This window comes from Gloeothece verrucosa PCC 7822 (genome assembly GCF_000147335.1).
Taxonomy (GTDB): Bacteria; Cyanobacteriota; Cyanobacteriia; order Cyanobacteriales; family Microcystaceae; genus Gloeothece; species Gloeothece verrucosa.
Map to the genome: position 1 here is coordinate 3,913,244 of NC_014501.1, position 22,628 is coordinate 3,935,871.

The 22,628-nt window shown below is 40.2% G+C and carries 24 protein-coding genes; 13 read left to right on the forward strand and 11 right to left on the reverse strand.

Annotation, left to right across the window (positions count from 1 at the left end):
* The first annotated feature begins 33 nt into the window (after positions 1-33).
* The 5 genes from pstB (CYAN7822_RS17285) (at position 34) to pstB (CYAN7822_RS17305) (ending at position 5,101) form a co-directional block, all read left to right on the forward strand.
* A complete protein-coding gene (pstB, locus tag CYAN7822_RS17285) occupies positions 34-831 on the forward strand; it encodes a phosphate ABC transporter ATP-binding protein PstB (RefSeq protein WP_013323545.1) in 798 nt (265 codons plus the stop codon).
* A 347-nt stretch (positions 832-1,178) separates the two neighbouring features.
* Positions 1,179-2,183 (forward strand): phosphate ABC transporter substrate-binding protein PstS, encoded by a 1,005-nt coding sequence (gene pstS, locus CYAN7822_RS17290; RefSeq protein WP_013323546.1) that lies wholly within the window; start codon positions 1,179-1,181, stop codon positions 2,181-2,183.
* A gap of 137 nt (positions 2,184-2,320) precedes the next feature.
* The gene (gene pstC / locus CYAN7822_RS17295) at positions 2,321-3,304 is read left to right on the forward strand and encodes a phosphate ABC transporter permease subunit PstC (RefSeq protein ID WP_013323547.1); all 984 of its coding nucleotides are present in this window, start codon (positions 2,321-2,323) and stop codon (positions 3,302-3,304) included.
* 91 nt (positions 3,305-3,395) lie between these two features.
* A complete protein-coding gene (pstA, locus tag CYAN7822_RS17300; RefSeq protein WP_013323548.1) occupies positions 3,396-4,277 on the forward strand; it encodes a phosphate ABC transporter permease PstA in 882 nt (293 codons plus the stop codon).
* A gap of 2 nt (positions 4,278-4,279) precedes the next feature.
* On the forward strand, positions 4,280-5,101 hold the full coding sequence (gene pstB / locus CYAN7822_RS17305) for a phosphate ABC transporter ATP-binding protein PstB (protein ID WP_013323549.1): 822 nt from the start codon (positions 4,280-4,282) through the stop codon (positions 5,099-5,101).
* A gap of 183 nt (positions 5,102-5,284) precedes the next feature.
* On the opposite strand, the gene CYAN7822_RS17310 is transcribed toward pstB (CYAN7822_RS17305), so the two are convergent.
* The 3 genes from CYAN7822_RS17310 to CYAN7822_RS17320 form a co-directional block, all read right to left on the reverse strand.
* Positions 5,285-5,827, reverse strand: coding sequence for a LabA-like NYN domain-containing protein (locus CYAN7822_RS17310; protein WP_013323550.1), 543 nt, complete (start codon positions 5,825-5,827; stop codon positions 5,285-5,287).
* Between the two features lie 316 nt (positions 5,828-6,143).
* Positions 6,144-6,977, reverse strand: coding sequence for a sulfurtransferase (locus tag CYAN7822_RS17315; protein WP_013323551.1), 834 nt, complete (start codon positions 6,975-6,977; stop codon positions 6,144-6,146).
* Positions 6,970-7,407: an ATP-binding protein gene (locus tag CYAN7822_RS17320; protein ID WP_013323552.1), complete on the reverse strand. Its 438-nt coding sequence runs from the start codon at positions 7,405-7,407 to the stop codon at positions 6,970-6,972. Before CYAN7822_RS17320 ends, CYAN7822_RS17315 begins: the two co-directional genes overlap by 8 nt.
* Positions 7,408-7,680: 273 nt before the next feature.
* On the opposite strand from CYAN7822_RS17320, the gene CYAN7822_RS17325 reads away from it, so the two are divergent.
* Positions 7,681-8,826, forward strand: a complete 1,146-nt coding sequence (locus CYAN7822_RS17325) for a PP2C family protein-serine/threonine phosphatase (RefSeq protein WP_013323553.1) — start codon at positions 7,681-7,683, stop codon at positions 8,824-8,826.
* 34 nt (positions 8,827-8,860) lie between these two features.
* On the opposite strand, the gene CYAN7822_RS17330 is transcribed toward CYAN7822_RS17325, so the two are convergent.
* Entirely contained in the window at positions 8,861-9,184 is a 324-nt protein-coding gene (locus tag CYAN7822_RS17330; RefSeq protein ID WP_013323554.1) for an STAS domain-containing protein, read from the reverse strand.
* A gap of 405 nt (positions 9,185-9,589) precedes the next feature.
* Here CYAN7822_RS17330 and crtO point away from each other — a divergent pair, with 405 nt between their 5' ends.
* The 4 genes from crtO (at position 9,590) to CYAN7822_RS17350 (ending at position 13,718) form a co-directional block, all read left to right on the forward strand.
* Positions 9,590-11,233 carry a beta-carotene ketolase CrtO gene (gene crtO / locus CYAN7822_RS17335; protein WP_013323555.1) on the forward strand — a complete coding sequence of 548 codons (1,644 nt, stop codon included), beginning with the start codon at positions 9,590-9,592 and terminating at the stop codon, positions 11,231-11,233.
* A 108-nt stretch (positions 11,234-11,341) separates the two neighbouring features.
* Positions 11,342-12,445 (forward strand): saccharopine dehydrogenase family protein, encoded by a 1,104-nt coding sequence (locus CYAN7822_RS17340; protein ID WP_013323556.1) that lies wholly within the window; start codon positions 11,342-11,344, stop codon positions 12,443-12,445.
* Positions 12,446-12,471: 26 nt separating this feature from the next.
* Positions 12,472-13,107 (forward strand): hypothetical protein, encoded by a 636-nt coding sequence (locus tag CYAN7822_RS17345; protein WP_013323557.1) that lies wholly within the window; start codon positions 12,472-12,474, stop codon positions 13,105-13,107.
* A 134-nt stretch (positions 13,108-13,241) separates the two neighbouring features.
* Positions 13,242-13,718: a GUN4 domain-containing protein gene (locus CYAN7822_RS17350; protein ID WP_013323558.1), complete on the forward strand. Its 477-nt coding sequence runs from the start codon at positions 13,242-13,244 to the stop codon at positions 13,716-13,718.
* A 43-nt stretch (positions 13,719-13,761) separates the two neighbouring features.
* On the opposite strand, the gene CYAN7822_RS17355 is transcribed toward CYAN7822_RS17350, so the two are convergent.
* Positions 13,762-13,992, reverse strand: a complete 231-nt coding sequence (locus CYAN7822_RS17355; RefSeq protein ID WP_157871819.1) for a hypothetical protein — start codon at positions 13,990-13,992, stop codon at positions 13,762-13,764.
* Between the two features lie 67 nt (positions 13,993-14,059).
* On the opposite strand from CYAN7822_RS17355, the gene CYAN7822_RS17360 reads away from it, so the two are divergent.
* On the forward strand, positions 14,060-14,695 hold the full coding sequence (locus CYAN7822_RS17360) for a Uma2 family endonuclease (RefSeq protein WP_013323559.1): 636 nt from the start codon (positions 14,060-14,062) through the stop codon (positions 14,693-14,695).
* A 17-nt stretch (positions 14,696-14,712) separates the two neighbouring features.
* Here the strand turns inward: CYAN7822_RS17360 and CYAN7822_RS17365 are convergent, their stop codons facing one another.
* From CYAN7822_RS17365 to CYAN7822_RS17380, 4 genes are all read right to left on the reverse strand, one after another.
* Entirely contained in the window at positions 14,713-16,641 is a 1,929-nt protein-coding gene (locus CYAN7822_RS17365) for a bifunctional acetyl-CoA hydrolase/transferase family protein/GNAT family N-acetyltransferase (protein ID WP_216701552.1), read from the reverse strand.
* Positions 16,642-16,690: 49 nt separating this feature from the next.
* Positions 16,691-17,389 carry a hypothetical protein gene (locus CYAN7822_RS17370; protein ID WP_013323561.1) on the reverse strand — a complete coding sequence of 233 codons (699 nt, stop codon included), beginning with the start codon at positions 17,387-17,389 and terminating at the stop codon, positions 16,691-16,693.
* The gene (locus CYAN7822_RS17375) at positions 17,389-18,060 is read right to left on the reverse strand and encodes a ParA family protein (RefSeq protein WP_041933811.1); all 672 of its coding nucleotides are present in this window, start codon (positions 18,058-18,060) and stop codon (positions 17,389-17,391) included. Before CYAN7822_RS17375 ends, CYAN7822_RS17370 begins: the two co-directional genes overlap by 1 nt.
* A 222-nt stretch (positions 18,061-18,282) precedes the next feature.
* Positions 18,283-18,690 (reverse strand): phage holin family protein, encoded by a 408-nt coding sequence (locus CYAN7822_RS17380; protein ID WP_013323563.1) that lies wholly within the window; start codon positions 18,688-18,690, stop codon positions 18,283-18,285.
* A 225-nt stretch (positions 18,691-18,915) separates the two neighbouring features.
* Between CYAN7822_RS17380 and CYAN7822_RS35810 the strand changes: the two genes are divergently transcribed.
* Positions 18,916-19,092, forward strand: a complete 177-nt coding sequence (locus tag CYAN7822_RS35810; RefSeq protein WP_013323564.1) for a YqaE/Pmp3 family membrane protein — start codon at positions 18,916-18,918, stop codon at positions 19,090-19,092.
* 72 nt (positions 19,093-19,164) lie between these two features.
* Here the strand turns inward: CYAN7822_RS35810 and chrA are convergent, their stop codons facing one another.
* The gene (gene chrA / locus CYAN7822_RS17385) at positions 19,165-20,337 is read right to left on the reverse strand and encodes a chromate efflux transporter (protein WP_013323565.1); all 1,173 of its coding nucleotides are present in this window, start codon (positions 20,335-20,337) and stop codon (positions 19,165-19,167) included.
* A gap of 160 nt (positions 20,338-20,497) precedes the next feature.
* On the opposite strand from chrA, the gene CYAN7822_RS17390 reads away from it, so the two are divergent.
* Complete coding sequence (locus CYAN7822_RS17390; RefSeq protein ID WP_013323566.1) at positions 20,498-22,027, forward strand: YifB family Mg chelatase-like AAA ATPase; 1,530 nt, start codon at positions 20,498-20,500, stop codon at positions 22,025-22,027.
* A gap of 90 nt (positions 22,028-22,117) precedes the next feature.
* On the opposite strand, the gene CYAN7822_RS17395 is transcribed toward CYAN7822_RS17390, so the two are convergent.
* Positions 22,118-22,375 (reverse strand): prefoldin domain-containing protein, encoded by a 258-nt coding sequence (locus CYAN7822_RS17395; RefSeq protein WP_013323567.1) that lies wholly within the window; start codon positions 22,373-22,375, stop codon positions 22,118-22,120.
* Between the last annotated feature and the right edge of the window lie 253 nt (positions 22,376-22,628).

The window sequence follows — 22,628 nt, forward strand, 5'->3', positions numbered from 1 at the left end:
TTAAAACTGAGTATGAAAACTTGAGAGGAAATTATGACAACGACAACAGATGTAATCACAGAAGCCGTTTTGCGGACAAAAAATTTAAATGTTTATTACGGCTCTCATTTAGCCGTTAAAAATGTTTCTCTAGATATTCCTGAAAAACAAGTGGTGGCTTTTATTGGTCCTTCGGGATGCGGGAAAAGTACCGTGCTAAGATGCTTTAATCGCATGAATGATTTAGTATCCTCGGCAAAAATTGAAGGAAAAGTCACCTTTAAAGGACGGGATATTTATGACAGTAAAATCGATCCGGTGAGATTGCGCTGTCGCATTGGCATGGTATTTCAAAAAGCAAATCCTTTCCCGAAATCAATTTATGATAATATTGCTTGGGGAGCGCGTCTCAATGGCATCACACAGGACATGGATCAAGTGGTAGAAGAATCCCTCAAAAAAGCGGCGTTATGGGAAGAGGTAAAAGATAAACTGAGACAAAGTGGGTTAGCACTCTCCGGCGGACAACAGCAGAGACTTTGTATTGCTAGAGCTATTGCTATTAAACCTGAAGTAATTTTAATGGATGAACCTTGTTCAGCTTTAGACCCTATTTCTACCATTAAAGTAGAAGAAACTCTTCACGAATTAAAACAGCAATACACCATTGTCATCGTCACCCACAATATGCAGCAAGCTTCACGGGTTTCTGATTTTACTGCTTTCTTTAATGCTGAAGCGGCAAAGGGGGGTAAAGTCGGTTACCTAGTAGAATATGATAAGACACCAATCATTTTTCAAAACCCTGCCCAAGAAGCAACTAAAGATTACGTGAGTGGACGATTTGGTTAAAGTGATCTAGGGGTTTCCCTTGAGAATAACTGTTTTTGCCTAGCAGTTACGGCAACGGGATTGACTAAAATCAATAGGTTTCATGGAGACGTTGCCAGCCAACTCTCTAAAAATTCCTGTGACTTTACATCTCTATCAAAGAAGATTTTCTAATGGGATCTTCCAGAAAATATTTAATCAAACTGCTCTTTTAAGCAAAATATTAGCCAAACTTAACCAAACCTTAACTCTGATAAAATTGAGCTAAAAATTGTTGAAAAAGTGGCAATATTATTTATGATTTAATACAGAAACTCATTTGCTCATTAACCATTACTAAGGGTTTATCAACTCAGATCGAAACAACAATGGTGTTTTCAACAACCACAATTAATCGTATTGTTATGGGTTCGATGACTACCGTTGTCATCGCAATGGGAACCGCAGGGCAAGCCATCGCCCAAAGTCTTAACGGTGCCGGGGCAACCTTTCCTGCTCCGTTATATCAACGTTATTTTGCTGACTACAAAAAAGCGACGGGAGTCACCGTTAACTACAACTCTATCGGTAGTGGTGCAGGAATTCGCCAGTTTATCGGGGAAACTGTAGATTTTGGTGCCAGTGACGTGCCTCCCTCCCAATCAGAAAAAGGCCAGATGAAACGGGGAGTATTAATGGTTCCCACAGCAGGAGGAGCCGTAGCCGTCATTTATAATCTTGCTGGAGTCAACAATCTAAAAATCTCTCGTCAAGTTCTCGGGAAAATTTTTAGCGGACAAATTAACAACTGGAAACAAGTAGACCCAAAACTTCCCAGTAAACCGATTAAAGTCGTGGTGCGGGCTGACGGAAGTGGAACCACAGAAATCTTTACCAGTCACCTGAGTGCTATCGATGCAAGCTTTAAAAGTAAAGTAGGAGCCAGTAAAGAGCCTAACTGGGGTTTTACCGTCCTCAAAGGACCTAAAAATGATGGGGTAGCCGCTCTCGTCAAACAAACAGACGGGGCAATTGGCTATGTTCAAGATACTTATGCCCGTAGTAACAAGCTTCAGACAGCTTTGATTCAAAACAAAGCCGGTAGATATGTAGAACCGACCCTAGCTGAAGCTAACAAAGCCATGCAAGGTGTCACTTTTAACAGCGATTTTACAGCTAATGTAGATGACCCCAAAGATGGTTATCCCATTATGGGCGTTACCTGGTTACTCCTCTACACTGACTACAAAGATGATAAAAAAGCCGCCGAGGTGAAAAAATTAGTCAAGTGGATTCTCGGCGCTGGCCAAAATATCAATGGACAGTTAGAATTCACGAGAATTCCGGCTTCAGTTGCTCAAAAAGCGAGTGCGGCAGTAGATAAAATTAAGTAAATAAGAGATTAGTCATGGGTTATTAGTCTTTAGTCATGAGTCATCAGTTCTGAGTAAACAGTTAGTCGATGACCATCGGCGTAAGTAAAAGCTACTGACCTAATGACTAATGACCCATGACCAACCACCCATAACTCATGACTAATTTTTCTGATCCCATTCAATCTGACCCTCAAACCCCTGATTTACAGGTAAATATTACCAGTCAACAAACTGTTGCTGAATGGCTAGATAAACTGTTTAGCGGCTTGGTGTGGTTATGTGCCTTTTCAGGGGTTGTGATTTTGCTGTGGATAGCGTGGATTGTTTTTAATGATGCTGAACCCGCGCTGAAAGATATGGGGCTAAAATTTCTCTGGTCTGTAGACTGGAATGTCGGAGAGCAAAAATTTGGTGGGCTTCCCTATATTTACGGCACCATAGTCAGTTCTTTTTTGGCTTTGTTGATCGCTGTTCCTTTAAGTTTGGCTGTGGCCATTACCACCAGTGAGAATTTTCTGCCTCTGTGGGTGCGCTCACCAGTGGGTTTTATGGTGGAGTTGATCGCCTCTATTCCCAGTGTGATTGTGGGATTATGGGGGATTTTTGTCTTAATTCCTCTGTCGAAACCTTTACAAGAGTGGTTACATAGCGCATTGGGTTGGATTCCCCTATTTAATACCCCTCCCTACGGACCGAGTATGTTAATTGCCGGGGTAGTTTTAGCGATCATGATTCTGCCCACAATTGCGGCCATTAGTCGAGATGTTCTGTTAGCCGTTCCTCCCGAATTACGCAGTGCTTCGATGGCTTTAGGGGCAACCCGTTGGGAAACAATCTGGCGCACGATTTTACCGACGGCTAGTTCTGGAATTATCGGCGGCGTGATTTTAGGCTTAGGACGGGCATTAGGGGAAACGATGGCGGTGACAATGGTGATTGGTAATTCTAATATCATTAGTGCTTCTTTGTTAGACCCGGGCTATACGATTCCGGCAGTTTTGGCTAATCAGTTTGCCGAAGCTTTTGAGCCTTTACATATTGGCGCTTTAATGTATTTGGCTTTGATTCTTTTTGTGATTACTTTATTTGTTAATAGTATTGCTGTTCTATTAGTTCAGTTTATTCAAAGAAATATTTAATCACTTTGATTCATGGGATTTTCTGAGCGGCTAGAATTTTAGATTTAATTTAGTTATTCCCTCTCCCCCTACTCCCCGTTCCCTACTATTTATGACCAACGAATTGCCATTAAATAAAGAATTACATCGCCCACTATCGCCGTTTAGGTCTAGCTTTGATCTGGGCATGACGGTGATAGCTTTTGCCCTTACTTTGGTGGCTTTAGCACCGCTATTTGCAATTCTCTTAGCCATTGCCTATCAAGGACTACCCCAATTTAGATGGGAAGTTTTTACTTCTTTACCGGCTCCTCCTGGGGTGGAAGATCAACCCAATGGTTTTGCTAATGCTATTGTCGGAACTTTAACGATGGTGGGAATTGGCGCTATTTTTAGTATCCCCCTAGGCATTATGACGGGCATCTTTTTATCAGAGTTTACTAAAGGATCAACTATTGCTAATGTTATCCGCTTTGTAATTGTTATTTTGAGCAGTGTTCCTTCAATTATTGTCGGCGTTTTTGCTTATGGAGTTTTGGTCTTAACCACTAAGCAATTTTCGGCTGTAGCTGGCGGCTTTGCCCTTGGGGTGATTATGTTGCCCATTGTTTCTCTGACCACAGAAGAAGCCTTAAAATTAGTTCCTATGCCTTATCGTCTCGGTTCAGCCGCTTTAGGTGGGAATAAATTTACGACAATTTTTCACATCGTGATTCCGGCGGCACTTCCGGCTATTACCACAGGGGTTTTACTGGCAGTGGCCCGGGCAGCCGGAGAAACGGCCCCCCTGATGTTTACCGCCCTATTTAGTCAATTTTGGCAGGAAAGTCTTTTCAGTCCCACCCCTTCGCTACCGGTTCTCATTTATAACTATGCCAGTTCGCCTTTTATCGATCAAAATGCTATTGCTTGGACGGCTTCTTTAGTGTTAGTTATTTTAGTTTTGGCTACCAGTATTATTTCTCGTGTTGTTATTCGTAAAAGAAAGGTTTAACTATGACTATTGATCTCAATCTTAATGAGCCAGAAATTGCCAATTCCAAACCGATTATACCGGCTATTGATATTGAAAATGTTAGCTTTTGGTATGGAACGAAAAAAGCCTTAGAGGGAGTCACCTTTAAAATTCCTCAGCATCATGTGACGGCGATGATAGGGTCTTCCGGCTGTGGTAAATCCACTTTACTGAAATCCCTTAACCGCATCGGGGAATTAGAAGGACAAATTAAGGTCACGGGGAAAGTAGAATTTTTTGGACAGAATATTTACGCTAAAGGCATTAATATCAATAGTTTACGGCGGCAAATAGGCATGGTTTTTCAACGGCCAAACCCTTTTCCTGCTAGTATTTATGACAATATTGCTTATGGTGTCAGAATTTTTGGCCATACCAGCCACTCTAAATTAGATGAAATTGTAGAATCTGCCTTGCAAGAGGCGGCTTTATGGGATGAAGTCAAAGATAATCTTCGTAAATCGGCTTTAGGGCTTTCTGGAGGACAACAGCAACGACTTTGTATTGCTCGCGCACTGGCGGTTAAACCCAAAGTGCTTTTAATGGATGAACCTTGTTCGGCGCTTGATCCTCTTTCTACGCTAAAAGTTGAAGAATTAATTCACAAATTTAAAAAACAATTGACCATTGTTATTGTCACTCACAATATGCAGCAAGCTTCCAGAGTTTCTGATTATACAGCCTTTTTTAATACCGATGAAACTCGCATAGGGCGGCTGATTGAATTTGATACCACCCAAAAGATCTTTACTGATGCGAGTCAACCCGCCACTCGAGATTATGTAGCGGGAAGGTTCGGTTAAAAATAGTTGTTTGTCATTCGTCAATTACTGTAACTAAATGTAAATAAAGGGCAACAGACCCAGAGGCTATTATCCCCATCAAAAAAACCATAATTGAGGGGTAAATGCTTGGCGGGCGGGTTGCAATTGACTTGACTCCACTGGGGTTATGCCATCTTGATCAAAATAAACATCTATTGAGTTTTAAAAATCGGTTTTCTCAATAAAAGTACGAATATCGTTTAAATCGATATAGCGATCAGTGGCATTTCTTAACTCTCTGGCAATCATTCCTTCTGTAGAAACAACTGTAATATGAGTATTTTTAGACCTTAATAATTCGATGGCTCGTTCAAAATCTCCATCGCCGCTAAATAAAATAACTCTGTCATATTGATCAACAGTATTAAACATATCCACGACAATTTCTATATCTAAATTAGCCTTTTGAGAATATCGACCCGAACTATCATCATAATATTCTTTAAGTATTTTAGTTCTTACTGTATATCCTAAACTAATTAAAGCATCTCTAAAGCCTCGTTGATCTTGAGAATCTTTTAAGCCTGTGTACCAAAACGCATTAATTAAAGTTACGGTTGGATCATTAGTAAAATGGTCTAAAACTCTGCGCGGATCAAAGAACCATCCATTTTTTTGTTGTGCATAAAACATATTATTTCCGTCAACAAAAATCGATAGACGGTCTTTCGGATAGGGACAAGTACAGTTTTGAGCAGCCGTCATAGAATTTAACGCCTAATTTTATTTAGATAAAAAATAAGCTAAATAGTTAGATTAATTGTCTAGTTTAGCAATTGGGACTGAATAGAGTAATCTGTCTAAATAAAGAGGAAGATCCTCTAATAAAAAAGAACATTGACTAAGTGAAATAGAATTAACGATAGTGTTTTAGCTAGAATTAAGGCTATAGTATCTGAATTTTACAGGATCATTGGCCAAGTTAGTTAAAACATTTAGGAAAGAAATAACCTTAATGAACATTTCCCCCTTAAAAAAGGACTAGATAAACCATTAGACAGTTAAATAGAGTTAAATAGAGTTATGAACTTTGATCAGAACACCAATCACTCCATCCTCCCGGATAAAGCTTAGTATTTTTGTAGCCTAACTGGTCTAAAGAGAAAAGATTAACACAAGCGGTCACGCCTGAGCCACAATAAAGAATCAGTTCCTCAGCATCCTGATAAGGAGTCCACAATTGTTGTTGTGTTTGTTTTGGCAGGAAAAATCCCTGTTCATCAAGCACCAGACCCCAAAAAGAATTGACGGCTCCTGGAATATGGCCAGCAATGGGATCAGTGGGTTCTGTTTCTCCCCGATAGCGATCGCCGGCTCTCGAGTCAATTAAGGCTACTGAGGGTAAATCTCTCTTAGCCTTAACGGTTTCGATGCCTACGATCCAATCAGACTGGACTTGAGGACTAAATTTACCCGGTTGACGAGTGGGTAATTGGGAGCTTTGCGGATAACCGCCCCGGGTCCAAGCGGGCCATCCCCCGTCTAACAAAGCTACTTGATCATGACCGAAATAACGCAATAGCCACCATAAACGGGCCGCAAAAGCGCCTTTAAAGTCATCATAAGCTACGACCAAAGTTTCTCCTCTAGTGATGCCGATCACTTCCAATTTAGCAGCTAGAGCGTTAGGATCGGGTAGAGGATGACGACCTCCGTATTTTTTGGGGTGTAGAGGGGAAGATAAATCTTGATCTAAATCAAGGTAAAATGCTCCTGTGATATGACTCACTAAATATTGTTGGTATCCCCATTGTGGATCAGCCAGACGAAAGCGGCAATCAACAATGACTAAATTGGGATTATTCAAGTTATCAGCGAGCCACTGAGCAGATACAATTGACTGAAATTCATTCATAATTTTTTTGTACTTCGCTAACTAAAAATTGCTTTGTGATGATCAAACAATTGCGATTTTGCTCAGTTCGGATATAACTTAAGCGATCAGCAATTTGTTGTAAAATACGGAGTCCTTGTCCATGCCCAGACCAGCGATTATCTTGGGTCAAATTTTTCTCGATAAATCCTTCTAAGTCAAAAGGTTTTCCCGAATCCCAAATTCGGATCTCGATCTCCTGTTGAGTTAAAGTAATCTCAATGTCGATCAAAATATTAGAAGATAATCCTTTATGGGCATGGCGTACAGCATTAGTAAAGCCTTCAGCTAGAGCGAGTTGACACTGTAACCAATCTTTTCTGGGAATCCAAGGTTGATTAATTTGCTCGAAATCAGATAAGACTTGATCTAACGCTTTGAGGTCGCTTTTCACCTTAAAAGAAACTTTCAACTGTTTCAAGCCTCTTAAATTTCTTCGAGACCGCCTCGATCGGTTCTAGAAGAACTATTTTTGGCGGTTTGGTGTTGACATCAGGCGGGGCTGCCTTAACATTAGGATAAGGACCCGGTCAGGTCTTGGATGACGAAGATCCGCACTCGACGGGTTCCGCGCTGAACGGCTTATAGTCATTATCTCATTGTCTTTGAAGATTTCTAACGGCACTCATCTACACAAACAACAAGACTAACTACACTACACAGGCAACTAAAATTTTAATGGGTTATGGCTCAAATCTTAATTATTGACGACGATCTGGCAATTCAAAAACTCCTCAGCAAATCGCTCATGCGTAGTCAGTACCAAGTGATTGTGGCCAGTAATGGTAATGAAGGCTTAGAAAAAGCTCTACAATATTGTCCGGCTTTGATTATCTGTGACTGGCTGATGCCTGGCCTCGATGGACTTGAAGTCTGTCGTCAGATTAAAGCGACTCCTAAATTATCGACGACTTTTTTTATTTTGCTTACGGCACAGGGATCACTGAATGATCGAATTATGGGGTTAGATGCCGGAGCCGATGATTTTTTGTGTAAACCGATTGAAATTAATGAGTTACAAGCACGTGTTAGAGCCGGCTTAAGATTACATCAACTCAGCCATGACCTACAACAGCAAAAACAGTTGCTAGAAGATGAACTCACTGAAGCGGCTAACTATGTTTGTTCTATTTTACCTGAACCCATAACCACCCCCAACTTGAGCATTGATTTTCGGTTTATTCCTTCTCTTCAACTCGGTGGAGATAGTTTAGATTTTTTTTGGCTCGATGAGGAGCATTTGGTTATTTATTTACTTGATGTGTCCGGTCATGGGTTGCGAGCGGCTTTACCTTCTTTATCGGTGATTAATTTAATCCGATATCAAGGCTTAAATCAGGTTGATTATTATCAGCCTATTCAGGTTTTAACTGCCTTAAATAAAACTTTTCAAATGAACCAACGTAATGATAAATATTTGACAATTTGGTATGGGGTTTATCATCAAACTAGCGGTTATTTGACTTATGCTAGTGCGGGACATCCTCCGGCTATTTTGCTATCCTATTCTTCTCAGGGGAAGGTTTGTAAGCAACACCTGAGAACCACCGGACTCCCTATTGGGATGTTTGCTGAGAGTCGCTATGAACAATCAGTATGTCAAATTCCTTCAGGTTCTAGCCTGTATCTTTTTAGTGATGGAATTTATGAAATACAACAAAAAGACGGTCAGATCTGGGGGCTGGAAAATTTTCTGCAATTTTTAAATAATTTTCATACCTATTCTCTCCCAAGTTTAGATCAGCTTATCAAAGCCATTCAATATTTTCATCAAAATACTCATTTTCAAGATGATTTTTCTATTATACAAATTAATTTTTTCAAGGATTAAAATGCCAGCTTTTTACCGAGAGATTAATTAATGATTATTTTCCTAAAATTTTTTGTTCTAACTCTTCGCGGCTAGAAAAAATTTCAAAGACCCGATCCATACTGGTTAATTTAAATAACATTTGGATTTGCTCATTGATCGAGCAAAGAAAAAGTTTAGATCCGGCTGAATGAGCCGTTCTTAAAGATAAAACTAATGCTCCTAAACCGGAACTATCCATAAAAGTAACATCTCTAAAATCAATCACAATGATATCAATCTTTTCTTTGACAAGCTGGCTAATTTCTTGGCGGAAATCGGGGGCTTGCGTAGCATCTAGAATTCCCGAAGGTTTAACCACTTTTATCATACTGCTCATAATACTCTCTACTTGGTTTTCAAGAAAAACCTAAAAGGGGATAGCTTTTGAAGTTTAAATTCAAAAAATTGTTCCATCGGTTCGGTATTTAAGGATTAAAATAATTAAGATAACACTCATCCCTCAGAAAATTTCGGGCACAATTCATCACTTCACTGGTCAAAAAGCCGCTCATACACTCTTAAACTCTTGCAAGAGAATTGAAGAAAAATTTAATGATCTAAGAGGTTTATGGTATAATAGCTCAACTCAGAAGTTTAACTAGATGTTAGGCGTTGGCATTTTAAATTTGGCATGAAACAATTTTTATCTGGGTTCATTATACCATTTTAGGTAAGAGAGAGAGAAGGAAAAATTGCTGATGTGTTAAGTTAAAAAAATGTTTTGTAGCAGGACTCAAAATGAATGGAAAGCTATGATGTAATTATTATTGGTGCTGGCCATAATGGCTTAGTTTGTGCGGCTTACTTACTGAAAGCTGGTTATAAAGTTTTGTTACTAGAGAAGCGCTCAGTACCCGGAGGGGCAGCAACCACAGAAGAGGTGATCCCCAAAGATGCACCGGGTTTTAAATTTAACCTCTGTGCCATCGATCATGAGTTTATTTTTCTCGGGCCTGTGATAGAAGAGTTGCAACTAAGTAAATACGGATTAGAATATCTATTTTGTGACCCTACCGTTTTTTGTCCTCATCCCGATGGCAAATATTTTTTATCCTATCGTTCTGTAGAAAAAACCTGTGCAGAAATTGCCCGTTACAGTGAGAGAGATGCCGAAAAATATGGCGAGTTTGTGGACTATTGGTCTAAGTTAATGAATGCCATCGCTCCTTTATTTAATATACCTCCTCAATCGGTCTTAGATTTACTCTCTAGCTATGATTTTAATAGCCTTAAACAGGTGTTTAGTCTTGTGGGAACTCCTCAAAAAGCCTTAGATTGGTTGCGAACGATGCTGAGTTCGCCGGATGATATTCTGCAAGAGTGGTTTGACAGCGAAATTGTTAAGGCCCCTTTAGCACGACTCGCCGCCGAAATTGGGGCCCCCCCTTCTCAAAAAGGCATTACTGCCGGCATGATCATGATGGCGATGCGTCATCAACCCGGCATTGCCCGGCCCCGAGGGGGTACAGGTGCATTAACCGCCGCTTTAGTCAAGTTAGTGCAAAGTGAAGGAGGGGTAATTTTAACGGATCAAGCGGTTAAAGGGGTAATAGTTGATAATGGTTGTGCTGTAGGGGTTCGAGTCGTTAGTGGCCTTGAATACCGCGCCAGCAAAGGAGTGATTTCTAATATAGATGCTCGAAGATTGTTTCTGCAATTAATCGATGCTGGCGATATAGATGCGGCTGCCCCGAAGTTGCGAAACCGATTAGAGCGTAGAATAACTAATAATAATGAAACCATTTTAAAAATTGACTGTGCGTTATCTGAGCCGCCTCGTTTTGAAGCCTATCAGCATAAAGATGAGTATTTAATGGGAACGGTGCTAATTGCTGACTCAGTTGCTCATGTAGAAAAGGCACACGCTACCACCATTATAGGAGAAATTCCTGATGAGAACCCCTCGATTTATGTAGATGTTCCCACAGTATTAGATCCCTCAATGGCCCCAGAAGGAAAACATACCCTTTGGATAGAATTTTTTGCTCCCTATCAAATTGCCGGGGCCGAAGGAACCGGCTTAAATGGAACCGGCTGGACAGATGAATTAAAAAATAAAGTGGCTGATCGGGTGATGGATAAATTAGCTGAATATGCTCCCAATATTAAAAAGGCAATTATTGCTCGTCGGGTAGAAAGTCCAGCAGAATTAGCCGAGCGCTTGGGGTCTTATAAAGGAAATTATTATCATATAGATATGACCTTAGAGCAGATGATTTTTTTACGTCCTTTGCCAGAGATTGCTAATTATAAAACCCCCATTAAGAACTTATACTTAACGGGTGCGGGGACTCACCCAGGTGGATCAATTTCGGGGATGCCGGGGCGTAATTGTGCTAGGGTTTTTATACGGGATCATCGATCTTTATTGTCGAGGCTGTTTTAATTAGGCAATAGGCAAGAGGCATTCTTGCAATAAGGATTTATAAAATAAAATGTGTAATTGATTTTAGGTGCGGTACTTCATAACTCAAGTTAGATTGTAGGAGATGAGATGAGCAAGGTTTTAATTTTAGGCGGAAAAGGAAGAATTGGCCGTAGTGTCGCTCAAGATTTAGTGAGTCATACTGATGCAGAAATTATCATCACAGGACGCACAGCCAAGAATGAACTTTTACAACATAACCTTGACAAATCTATTAAATTGTTGATGTTGGATTTAGATGATCTCGAAGAATTACGAAAAACCATTAAAGGATGTGACTTAGTGGTTCATTGCGCTGGGCCATTTCATTACCGAGATGGAAGAGTGCTAAAAATTTGTATTGAAGAAGGAGTAAATTATATTGATGTGAGCGATCATCGCTCCTTTTTTCAAAAGGTGATTCAATACCGAGAAGAAGCCCAAAAAGCCGGCATTACAGCAATTCTAAATACAGGGGTTTTCCCGGGGATTTCTAATAGTATGGTACGGGAAGGCGTGGAACAATTAGATCAAGCAGACACCATTCATTTAAGTTATACCGTTGCCGGTTCTGGGGGGGCAGGAATAACCGTTATGCGGACCACTTTTTTAGGCTTGCGAGAAGCATTTGATGCTTGGATAGATGGGAAGTGGCAAAAAGTTTTACCTTATACTAAGCGCGAAACTGTAGAGTTTCCTAAACCTTATGGAAAAACCGGTGTTTATTGGTTTGATGTGCCAGAAACCTATACATTTGCTGAATCTTTTAAGGTAAAAAATGTTATAACAAAATTTGGCTCTATTCCCGATTTTTATAATCATTTAACTTGGATTACCGCTCATGTATTTCCCACCGCTTGGATAGAAAGTCATGCGGGAATCGAATTTTTTTCTAAGGTGAGTTATAACATGACTGCTGTTACCGATAAATTCACGGGGATCGGGGTAGCCATGCGGGCAGAAATTCGCGGAGAAAAACAGGGAAAAGCCGCTACTTATTATTCCACAATGGTACATGAAAATACCGCTTTTTCGGCAGGTTGCGGAACCGGCAGCGTGGCCCAATTTTTGTTAGAAGGAAAGTTAAATCAACCCGGAATTTATCCCGTTGAACAAGTTTTAACCACAGATTTATTTAAGGCGGCAATGGAAAATCGAGGAATTGAAATTCAGAAAAAGTTAGTTTATAATTAAGAGAAAAAGAGAAAATAAAGAGATTTATGCCAATTTTACAGGCTCGAAACTTAACAATCGCTGATGTTGAGCGTCTTTTAGGATTTCAAAAACGCCGCAATGGTCGCTTTGAATCCTTTTTGTCTTTACCAGAGATTACCGAAGTCGAAGAACAAGAATTACTCAAAATTCAAGAGGACTTTGAACGGTATCTAGATGAAGATGCCTCAGAAGGACAAGTAAAATTGGTGGCTATTGCGCCGCTACTGAGATTAGCCGGGTTTTACAATTATCCCATACAAATAAAAGTAGAAAATAATATTGATTCGATAGAAATCGAAGACGAAAAAGGAATAACCATTGCCGGCCGATTTGATATTATTGCCATTAACAAACAAGAGCAAATTGCCGATAATGTTTACTTTTGGGTGTTAGCAATTGAATCTAAAAGAAGTGCTATTAATGCAGTAGCCGGATTACCTCAGCTTTTAACTTATGCTTATAAAAGTTTAGAATATCAAGAGGCAGTCTGGGGTTTAACCACTAATGGAATGCACTATCAATTTGTCTATATTCAGCAAGGAAATCCTCCTATTTATTTATCTATGCCGATTTTAAGTTTATTAGAATTGGAAAGTGGACTGCAATTGCTACAAGTCCTCAAAGCCATTAGTCAACTTTGAATTGAGGAATCTAAAAAATATTACAAAATGTAAATAGGTGAGATAACTCAAATCAAAAAGAGGAATTCTAACAATAGTTAAAAGTTTTCAACGTAAATTTGATTGGCCCCTTAACTATTGATTTGAGTTTATTTATGTCCAAATACTTACCCATGACACCCAAAGTTAGCTATAGTGTTTTACGGCAACTACTAGAGGCAGGAAGATGGAAAGAAGCCGATCAAGAAACAGCTTTATTAATGCTAAAAATTGCTGATAAACTTGCAGAAAAATATTTAACTGAGGAAGATATTAAAAATTTACCAGCCGAAGATTTATGTATTATTAATCGGCTGTGGATAGATTATAGTAAAGCCCATTTTGGACTAAGCATTCAAAAAGATATTTTTCAAAATCTAGGTGGGACAGCAGTATATAATGAATTTATTTGGAAAAAATTTTGTGATAGCGTCGGATGGCGTAATCAGGGAAAATGGCTATACTACAATCAATTAAACTTTAATTTAAAAGCACCTAGAGGTCATCTCCCTCAATTAGGCTGTTTAGGAGAGGGCCACTGGGGATCGAGACTTAGACAGTGGTCTTCTTTGATCTGCCGACCCGAATTGTAGCCTAGTTAGATCATGAATACACTTAAAACTTTTAAAAAAAATATTAACTCAAACTAGGTAAAACTTCCTGACCAAAAACTTCAATAAACCGTTCTTGTTCTCGATTAACATTATGTAAAATAAACTCATCAAAACCTAACTCAATATCCTGCTTTAACCATTGAATATGTTCCTCATAACTCGCAGAAATACGAACCATTTCCTTTAAATCTTCAGGATGTACAAACTTACCCAAATCATCAAATTGAGCCGGCGTTTTCAAGTCGCTTAACACTTGACTAGAAAAAATATTATTGCGCCATTATCATTGCAGTAAGCCGTTGTACAAGGAAGTTTAAGCCATGTTCGCCCTCGTTTCTCAAGAAAAGACTCAATTGCCGCCTGGTTCTGTCGTGCGCTTACCGGCTACTTGGCAAGAGTATCAATGTTTGTGTGACCAACGCGGCGATGGGTCAATTCCACGCCTTAAATATCGCAATGGAGAAGTATTATTGATGTCGCCGCTACCTGTGCATGGTCGAGATGCGAACCTACTCGCCGACATTGTTAAAGCACTATTAGATCGCGATGGAAGAGAATACGATGCTTTCACACCCGTCACCATGACCTTACCCGAAGAAAGCGGAATCGAGCCAGATTATTGTTTTTATATCGATAATTGGCAAGCAGTATCCGGCAAAAAACGCATCGACTGGCGGCAAGATCCGCCACCAGATTTAATTATCGAAATTGATGTCACCAGTTATTCCGATGTGCAGGATTATCTTCCCTATCGAGTTCCTGAAGTTTGGCTATTGCGTAAACAACAACTATTAATTTATCTGTTACAAGACACAGACTATATTCTTCAAGATAAAAGTATTTATTTCCCAAAAATCCAACTTGAGGAAGTAATCGCCAGATGTATTAAAACTGCCTATGAGCGTAATACGAGTGCGGCAATTCGAGAACTCAAACAACTGTTAAACAATAATTAATAATCAAGTCGCTAAAATTACTGTTCATCCCGTCTAAACATCATTTTCAATTCAAATACTCCATCCCCCATTTTTTTATTCATTTCAAAACCCATTTTTTCAAATAAATGTAACATCGGTTTATTTTCTAGGAGAAGTTCGGCAGTAAATCCTAATAACCCTTGTTTTTTAGCTAAATAAGTCAGATAAGAAAGTAGCTCTGTTCCTATGCCTTGGTGTTGATATTCATCTTTGACCACAAAAGCCGCTTCAGCGATGTGAGTATCTTCTTCGATGCCATATTGTCCGATAGCAATAACCTGTTCTTTTTCTTCCTTTTTCAAGAAAGCTAAAATCACCATTTCTTGAGTAAAATCAATTACTGCAAATTCTTGTAATCGTTCATGGGGAATATCCCGACGAACCGACATAAAACGACGAAATAGACTTTGATTAGAAAGAGAATAAAAGAATTCTTTTAATAGGGGTTCATCAGTAATTTTAACGGGTCTGAGGAAAATTTCTAACCCTGAATCAGTGGTCTTATAAGTTTCTAATTCTTCAGGATATTCGCCTCGTTTGCCGGGAATAAAAGCTTGATCCGAATAAATTAAATTCTGTTTTTTAGCTTGTTCAATTAACCAAGGTCTAAAATTAGGATGAGCGATAGCAATTAAACTCATTGCTCGTTCTCGAATATTTTTTCCATGTAGATAAGCTATGCCATATTCAGTCACGACATAATGAATATCCCCTCGGTTAAGGGTAACTCCGGCTCCTTCTTTAAGGAAAGGAACAATACGAGAGATAGTATCATTCTCAGCAGTGGACTCAAGAGCTAGAATCGTCTTTCCATGACGAGATAATACTGCACCCCGCATAAAATCTGCTTGTCCGCCAATGCCACTATAAAATTGTTGTCCTAAAGATTCTGCTGTAGCTTGTCCGGTTAAATCTATTTCTAAAGCGCTATTAATAGCCACCATATTATCATGACGGGCGATATTAAGGGGGTTATTCGTATAGTCAACCGTTCTAAATTCTATGGCAGGATTATCATTAATATAATGGTAGGTTTCTTGGCTTCCCATGCAAAAAGTCGCGATGGTTTTCCAACGGTTAAGTGTTTTAGCACTATTATTAATAACTCCTTGCTGTATTAATTTAATAATGCCATCCGAGAGCAATTCTGTATGTACTCCTAAATTCTTTTTTTGGGATAAATGAGACAAAATAGCATTGGGAACGCTGCCATAACCGACCTGAATTGTATCTCCATCTTCGATTAAACTGGCCACATATCGGCCGAGCCGCTCAGTTTTTTCATCATCCGTATAGATATCATATTCTAAAAGTGGTTGATTATAGCTGACAATAAAATCTACATCATTGATATGAATAAAGCCATCGCCATGAACTCTAGGCATATAAGAATTGACCTGAGCAATGACTAAAGCCGCGCTTTCGGTAGCCGCTTTGACAATATCCACACTAACGCCTAAACTCATATAACCATGTTGATCTGGGGGGGAAGTATGGATCAAGGCCACATCGATGGGCACTAACCCCCGTTTAAATAAATCGGGAACTTGAGAGAGAAAAATGGGGGTATAGTCAGCTAACCCTTGATTGACAGCCGAACGGGTATGATGACCGATAAAAAAAGAATTATGACGAAAATTGCGTTTAAATTTGGCATCTGTATAAGGAGCAACGCCTAATGTCCAAACCTGAAGAACTTCGGTGTCAAACAGTTCTTTAGGATGACTTTGAACATAGTCAATTAAACATCGCACCAGATATTGAGGTTCTCCACAAGCGGTACTGATAAAGATGCGATCGCCAAGATGAATACGGCTAAAGATGTGGTCTAAAGAGGCAAACTTATGAGAATATTGCTGTTTAAAAGCATCCAGATTAGGCGTTATCTCTGGTTGAGTTTTGAGCATTGATGGATAGTAGTGCATGGTGAATTCCTCCTCTCCTAGCTTACCCATCTGCCGCCTTTATCTTATATCAATCAAACCAGCCAATTTGTTCATTAGATAAGACGGTGGATGCAGCAGCCGGAGCAATATAACGGTGATCGGGTCGTGGACGAAGGTCATAAATGGGTTTTCGTGTGAGGGCGCTATTTGAAGAGGTTTCTGGTTGGGGTTTAGGAGAAGGAACGGCGGCTAAAGAAGCGTAAAGTTTTTCAACCAGTTTTTTTTGTTCTTCTAATTCTAATTTTACTGCTTGTGCTTGAGCGAGTTCTGCATTTAGATTATTGATCAGGGTTTGTTGTGTTTCTAGCTGAGATTTTAAGGCTTGAGTTTGGGTTAATTCGGTATTGAGTTTATCAATTAAGGCTTTTTGCTGTTCTAGTTGGGATTTTAAGCTTTGTGCTTGAGCAAGTTCGCTATGGAGTTGATCGATCTGGGTTTGTTCTTGTTCTAACTTTTGATTAGCCTGCTGTAATTGCTCTTGCAGGGTTTTGACTAAATTTTTTTGAGTTTCTAATTGAGATTGTAAATCCTCTAGTGGCTCAAGTCTAGGATTAGCCTCCTCGGGGGTTGAGGCTGGGATTTTTTCTAGATTGCCAGTAGAAGGTCGTTTGCGCGTAGAACGGGATGTATTTGAAGTCCCTTCAGTAAGAGAGGGGGAATGGTCTGTCTCTGTACTGGTAGGGTTCACTTCTTCTCGAAGTAGGTCTGATATACGTTTTTTAGCCATTATTTACTCCAGTCTCGTTTTAATTCATCGGCTACCCGGCGATAGTCTGCGGAAGCTTCTTGGGCATTTTTTCCCCGCCATTCTTTGACTGAAACCCCTTCTAAAACTGCTCGCTCATGGGCTTTATAGTTTCTGACAAAAGCATGGCATACAGGGATACCTAATTCTAGAAGCGTGTTTTGTGCTTCTAAGGTTTCTTTTAGGCTGCGGGAGTCTACCTTAGTTAACAATACCCGATAAGCGACCCCTAAAGGCATGACGGCTTTTTGTACAGTTTCAATTAAAGCGCTTAAGTCCATCGGCGCGGCGGGGGTGGGTAAGACAATATAATCAGAAGCATCCATGACAGTAGCAAGCACTTCTGACCTTAAGGCCGGTGGGGTATCGATGACAATTAAGTTATAGTCTTTGATAGAGCGCATTTCGGCGAGGAGTTTGGTGTCGGTTTCTTGAGAGAGATCAAATTCCATGCCTTTTTCGGAACGTTCTACCCACCAGGTGGCTGAACCTTGAGGATCAGCATCTACCAGTAATACATCTTGTTTTTCTCCCCAAATGGCGGCAAGATTAACGGCGGTGGTGGTTTTTCCTACTCCTCCTTTTCCGTTGACGATGGCGAGTATTTTGGGGTTGTTGTCTTCGGTTGTCGCGGGCGGTTTTGCTTTTTTCATAGTTTCGGCCAGCATTTGCTTAACCCCTTATTCTATCGCCGAGAGGGAAATCTTAAATCGATATTTAATTTATTGCCTTGCATCAGTACCTTGATTCTCGCTGATCGTCCTCTCGGCTTTTGCTGCTTTGATGCTTAGTTCTTTTCTCAGATTTAAATTTAATTATTATAAAAATTTAGGTGGGCAATGCCCACCCGACCACAGAAGTATTAAGGATGCACGTTATTCAGTAATTTGCTTGTTGCTGGGGGTTCCTGAAATGCTTGGCTGACCCATTGTTTCGGGAAATTTTTCCACGAAATAGCTATTTAAAAATGTATTGACTAACGAGAGGATCACTGGCCCAAAAATAAAGCTTAGAAGACCATAGACTCTAAATCCAGGCACAAGAATTGATGCTAACCAAAAACAAAGCCCGTTGACAATTAAAGAAAATGTTCCGAAACTGAGAAAATTAATGGGCGTGGAAAAAAATGATAAAACTGGACGAATTGAGGCATTGACTACACCAATAGCCACCGCAGCAATTAAAGCCGCCGGGAAATTTGCTAAATCTACTCCCGGAAAAATTATGTCAACCACTAATAAGCTGAGAGCGGTAGCTAATAAAGTTAATAAATTTCCTAACATAGTTTCTCCTTAAACTTACAATCTGTAATATTGAAATTAGCTTTCATGATTTCTACTCTATCGTCAAAATACTTGTTTTTCCTCTCTACCGAGACAGATTTAGAGTAGGTTTTGCCTGTTGAGGTTCAAAATCGGTAATCAAGATTCATCCTTGTGGAGGAGGCTATGTCGATTTTTGCTTGACAAAATAAAAGTATAAATATTGAGTGATATTAAACGAAAACAATGAGACTATTACAATTGATTCTTGCTATCGTTTTACCTCCTTTAGGAGTATATTTAGCCACCGGAGTCAGCACTACTCTTATTATAAACATTGTACTAACTTTATTAGGTTGGTTGCCGGGTTCTATTCATGCTGTATGGGTGCTTAGTAAGCAATCCGAACCTTACAATATTTAATGAGTCAGCAGCAGGCAGGAGCAGCAGTCAGGAGAGAGAATCTATTACTGATTGCCGATTGCCTGTTCCCTTTTAACTGTTAACTTGTATGACTAAACCGATGGCTGCCCCTCCTAACACTAGCCAAGCCGCATTAAGGCGATAGCGAACTAATAAAACAGCCGAAATTAGGGTTATTAAAATGGCAGCAATATCAATGGGTAATCTTCCTGAAGATTTAAAAATAACAGTCTGACTTAACCGCAAGGTTACTATCACCATCAAAGCTACTGAACTAACATTAACAGCATCTAAAAATGCCCCTGTCCATTTTGACTGGCGTAGCTTAGGAATCAGAGGATTAAGAATCAAAACGAAAATAAAAGAAGGCAAGAAAATCCCAATCGTGGCCACAATTGCCCCAGGAATTCCTAAGATCTGATAGCCGATAAACGTCGAAGTGGATAAAACCGGACCCGGGGTAAATTGTCCTACAGCGATCGCATCGAGTAACTGTTGCTGAGTTAGCCAATGATAGGCACCCACTAATTGACCTTCTAAGAAGGCAAATAAGACATATCCACTGCCAAATAAGACACTGCCGACTTTGAGAAAAAATAACCCCAATTGCCAGAGATTAGGCGTTACCGTTGCGGTTGTAACCGTTGAGCCGGCCAGGGCAAGATTCAGTCCTAAGCCTCCAAGAATCATTGAACTGGTGGGTTGATTAGGTAACAAGACTAACCAAATCATCCCCACAATTCCCCCCATTAATAGGGCAACAATTTCATCAATTCCTAATAAACATAGCCCCATAACGGCTATCCCAATTAACAAGAGTTTACGACTTTTAACGGCTTTTTTCCCTAGCCGCCACAAGGCATTAAAAATAACTGCGATCACCACTGGTTTAATGCCGTAAAGTAAGGGAATGACTTGAGGTAAATTGCCGTAGGTTTGATACATCCAAGCCAAAATGCCAGTAATGATAACAGCCGGTAAAATAAAACAAATGCCGGCAATCATTAATCCGGGTAACCCTGCATAAAGATAGCCTATATGAATGGCCATTTCTGTAGAATTCGGGCCAGGAATTAGATTAGTCGCCCCAACTAGGTCGAGAAATTGCGATCGCTCCATCCAAGCGCGACGGGTGACGACTTCATCCTCCATCATAGCAATATGGGCTGCCGGACCCCCAAACCCAATGATCCCAAGTTTGAGAAAAACGGTAGCTAGTTCAATCAGCCGGTTCGGGGTATTCATAGTGCAATAGCCAAAACGCTAATGATAAATAGGTCTTTGTCAAGAATTATAAACTCCCGGAAACTTTATTCCTAATTTGGGTTTCGGTGTTTTTTCGCTTTTGTGCCCTCTGTAAATCATTTAAGCTATTTATAAGACTTTTTTTAAATTATTAAAAACGATGCTGGCTACGATTTGGAGTGCCTCAATTGTTGGCATAGATGCGGTGAAAGTGGGAGTGGAAGTGGATGTGTCTGGAGGACTCCCGGCAATTACTGTGGTGGGTTTACCGGATCTAGCCGTTCAAGAGTCTCGAGAAAGAGTAAAATCGGCTCTTAGAAATGCCGGTTTTGCGGTTCCTGTGCGGAAAATTGTCGTTAATTTGACCCCCGCCGATTTACGCAAAGAGGGGCCCTGTTTTGATTTACCTATTAGTCTAGGCATCTTAGCCGCTTCAGAACAAGTGGATGCCGAGTTATTAGGGGATTATTTATTTTTAGGAGAGTTATCGCTTGATGGCAGTTTACGCCCGGTTACAGGGGTTTTACCCATCGCCGCCGCCGCTAAACGCTTGGGAATGGTGGGAATGGTGGTAGCGGCTGATAATGTTAGAGAAGCGGCTGTGGTGAAAGATCTTTCGGTATATGGTTTTAAACATTTAACCGAAGTGGCTGAGTTTCTCTCTCATCCAGAAGATTATACCCCAGTAAAACTTGATGCTAAGACAGAATTGAAAAGCGCGGCAGAACCAGTTTTAAACTTAAAAGATGTTAAAGGACAAAATCATGCCCGTCGTGCCTTGGAAATTGCGGCAGCCGGGGGACATAATTTAATTTTTGTGGGTCCGCCGGGTTCGGGGAAAACGATGTTAGCGCGGCGTTTACCGGGCATATTACCGCCTCTAGAGTTTGATGAGTCTCTGGAAGTGTCTCAAATTCATTCGGTGGCTGGTTTTCTTAAGAATAAGGGGTCTTTGATTAAACAGCGTCCTTTTCGGAGTCCTCATCATTCGGCCTCGGGTCCTTCTCTGGTGGGTGGGGGGTCTTTTCCTCGTCCGGGTGAGATATCATTGGCACATCGGGGAGTGTTATTTCTCGATGAACTGACTGAGTTTAAGCGTAGTGTTCTGGAGTTTTTGCGGCAGCCGCTAGAAGATGGGTATGTGAGTATTTCTAGGACTCGTCAATCGGTGACTTTTCCGGCACAATTTACTTTAGTGGCGAGTACAAATCCTTGCCCTTGCGGCTATTTTGGTGATCCTATTCAAAACTGTACTTGTTCTCCTAGGCTAAGAGAGCAGTATTGGGCTAAATTATCGGGTCCGTTGATGGACCGTATAGACTTACAGGTGGGGGTTAACCGTCTTAAACCCGAGGAGATGACCACCTCTGAAACGGGGGAAGCGTCGGAGAATGTTAGGGATAGGGTGATAGCGGCACGGGAAAGGGCATATTATCGTTTTAAAGATGATTCTAGCATACGCTGCAATGCTCAAATGCAATCGAATCATTTACGGAATTTTTGTCAGTTGGATGATGCTAGTCGCAATTTGTTAGAGGGGGCTATCCGCCGCTTAGGACTGTCTGCAAGGGCGATGGACCGTATTTTGAAGGTATCACGAACTATTGCTGATTTGGCGGCAGAGGAGGCGATTAAAACTCATCATGTTGCTGAGGCGATTCAATACCGGACTATTGATAGGATGAGTTGATTTATTAGGTTAATTTTGTCCGCAGATGAACACAGATGAATTAAACGATAATAATTGCTAGAAATGTAGAGTTATTATCTGGCAATAAGTCTATTGTTGATTATCTGATAATCCTGTTAAATGTTTCAAAATTAGGTCTAGTTTACCGTTAACTTCTTGTCTAAGTTCCGACATTTCGGTGGTCAATTTCTCAACATCTTCCTCTAATAATTTAAATGCTTCACCTATCCAACCTTGAGGATCAACTACTTGATCTAATTCTTGTAGTCCATCTTCTAATTTATTAATTCGACGTTCTAATGCGGCATATTTTCTATAAAGGTCATGAATTCTTGTATTTTCACTCATCAGTTAGTTTATACTCCCATATAATCAGATGCTCTTTTGAAACGGATTCTACATTTAGGATAACAAACTGGTGTCAGTAAGTACCTAAGCAACAGATTGCACATCCAATGCTATTCCCTGTTCGAGCGTTCCCCTATTCTCCACTCTCAGAGGGGAGAGGGGTAGGGGGTGAGGGTAGTTCCCTCTCTACATTTTACGCTTAATGGAAGCCCACCTACTTAAATGAGTTTTACTTGACAATTTAGGATTTTCT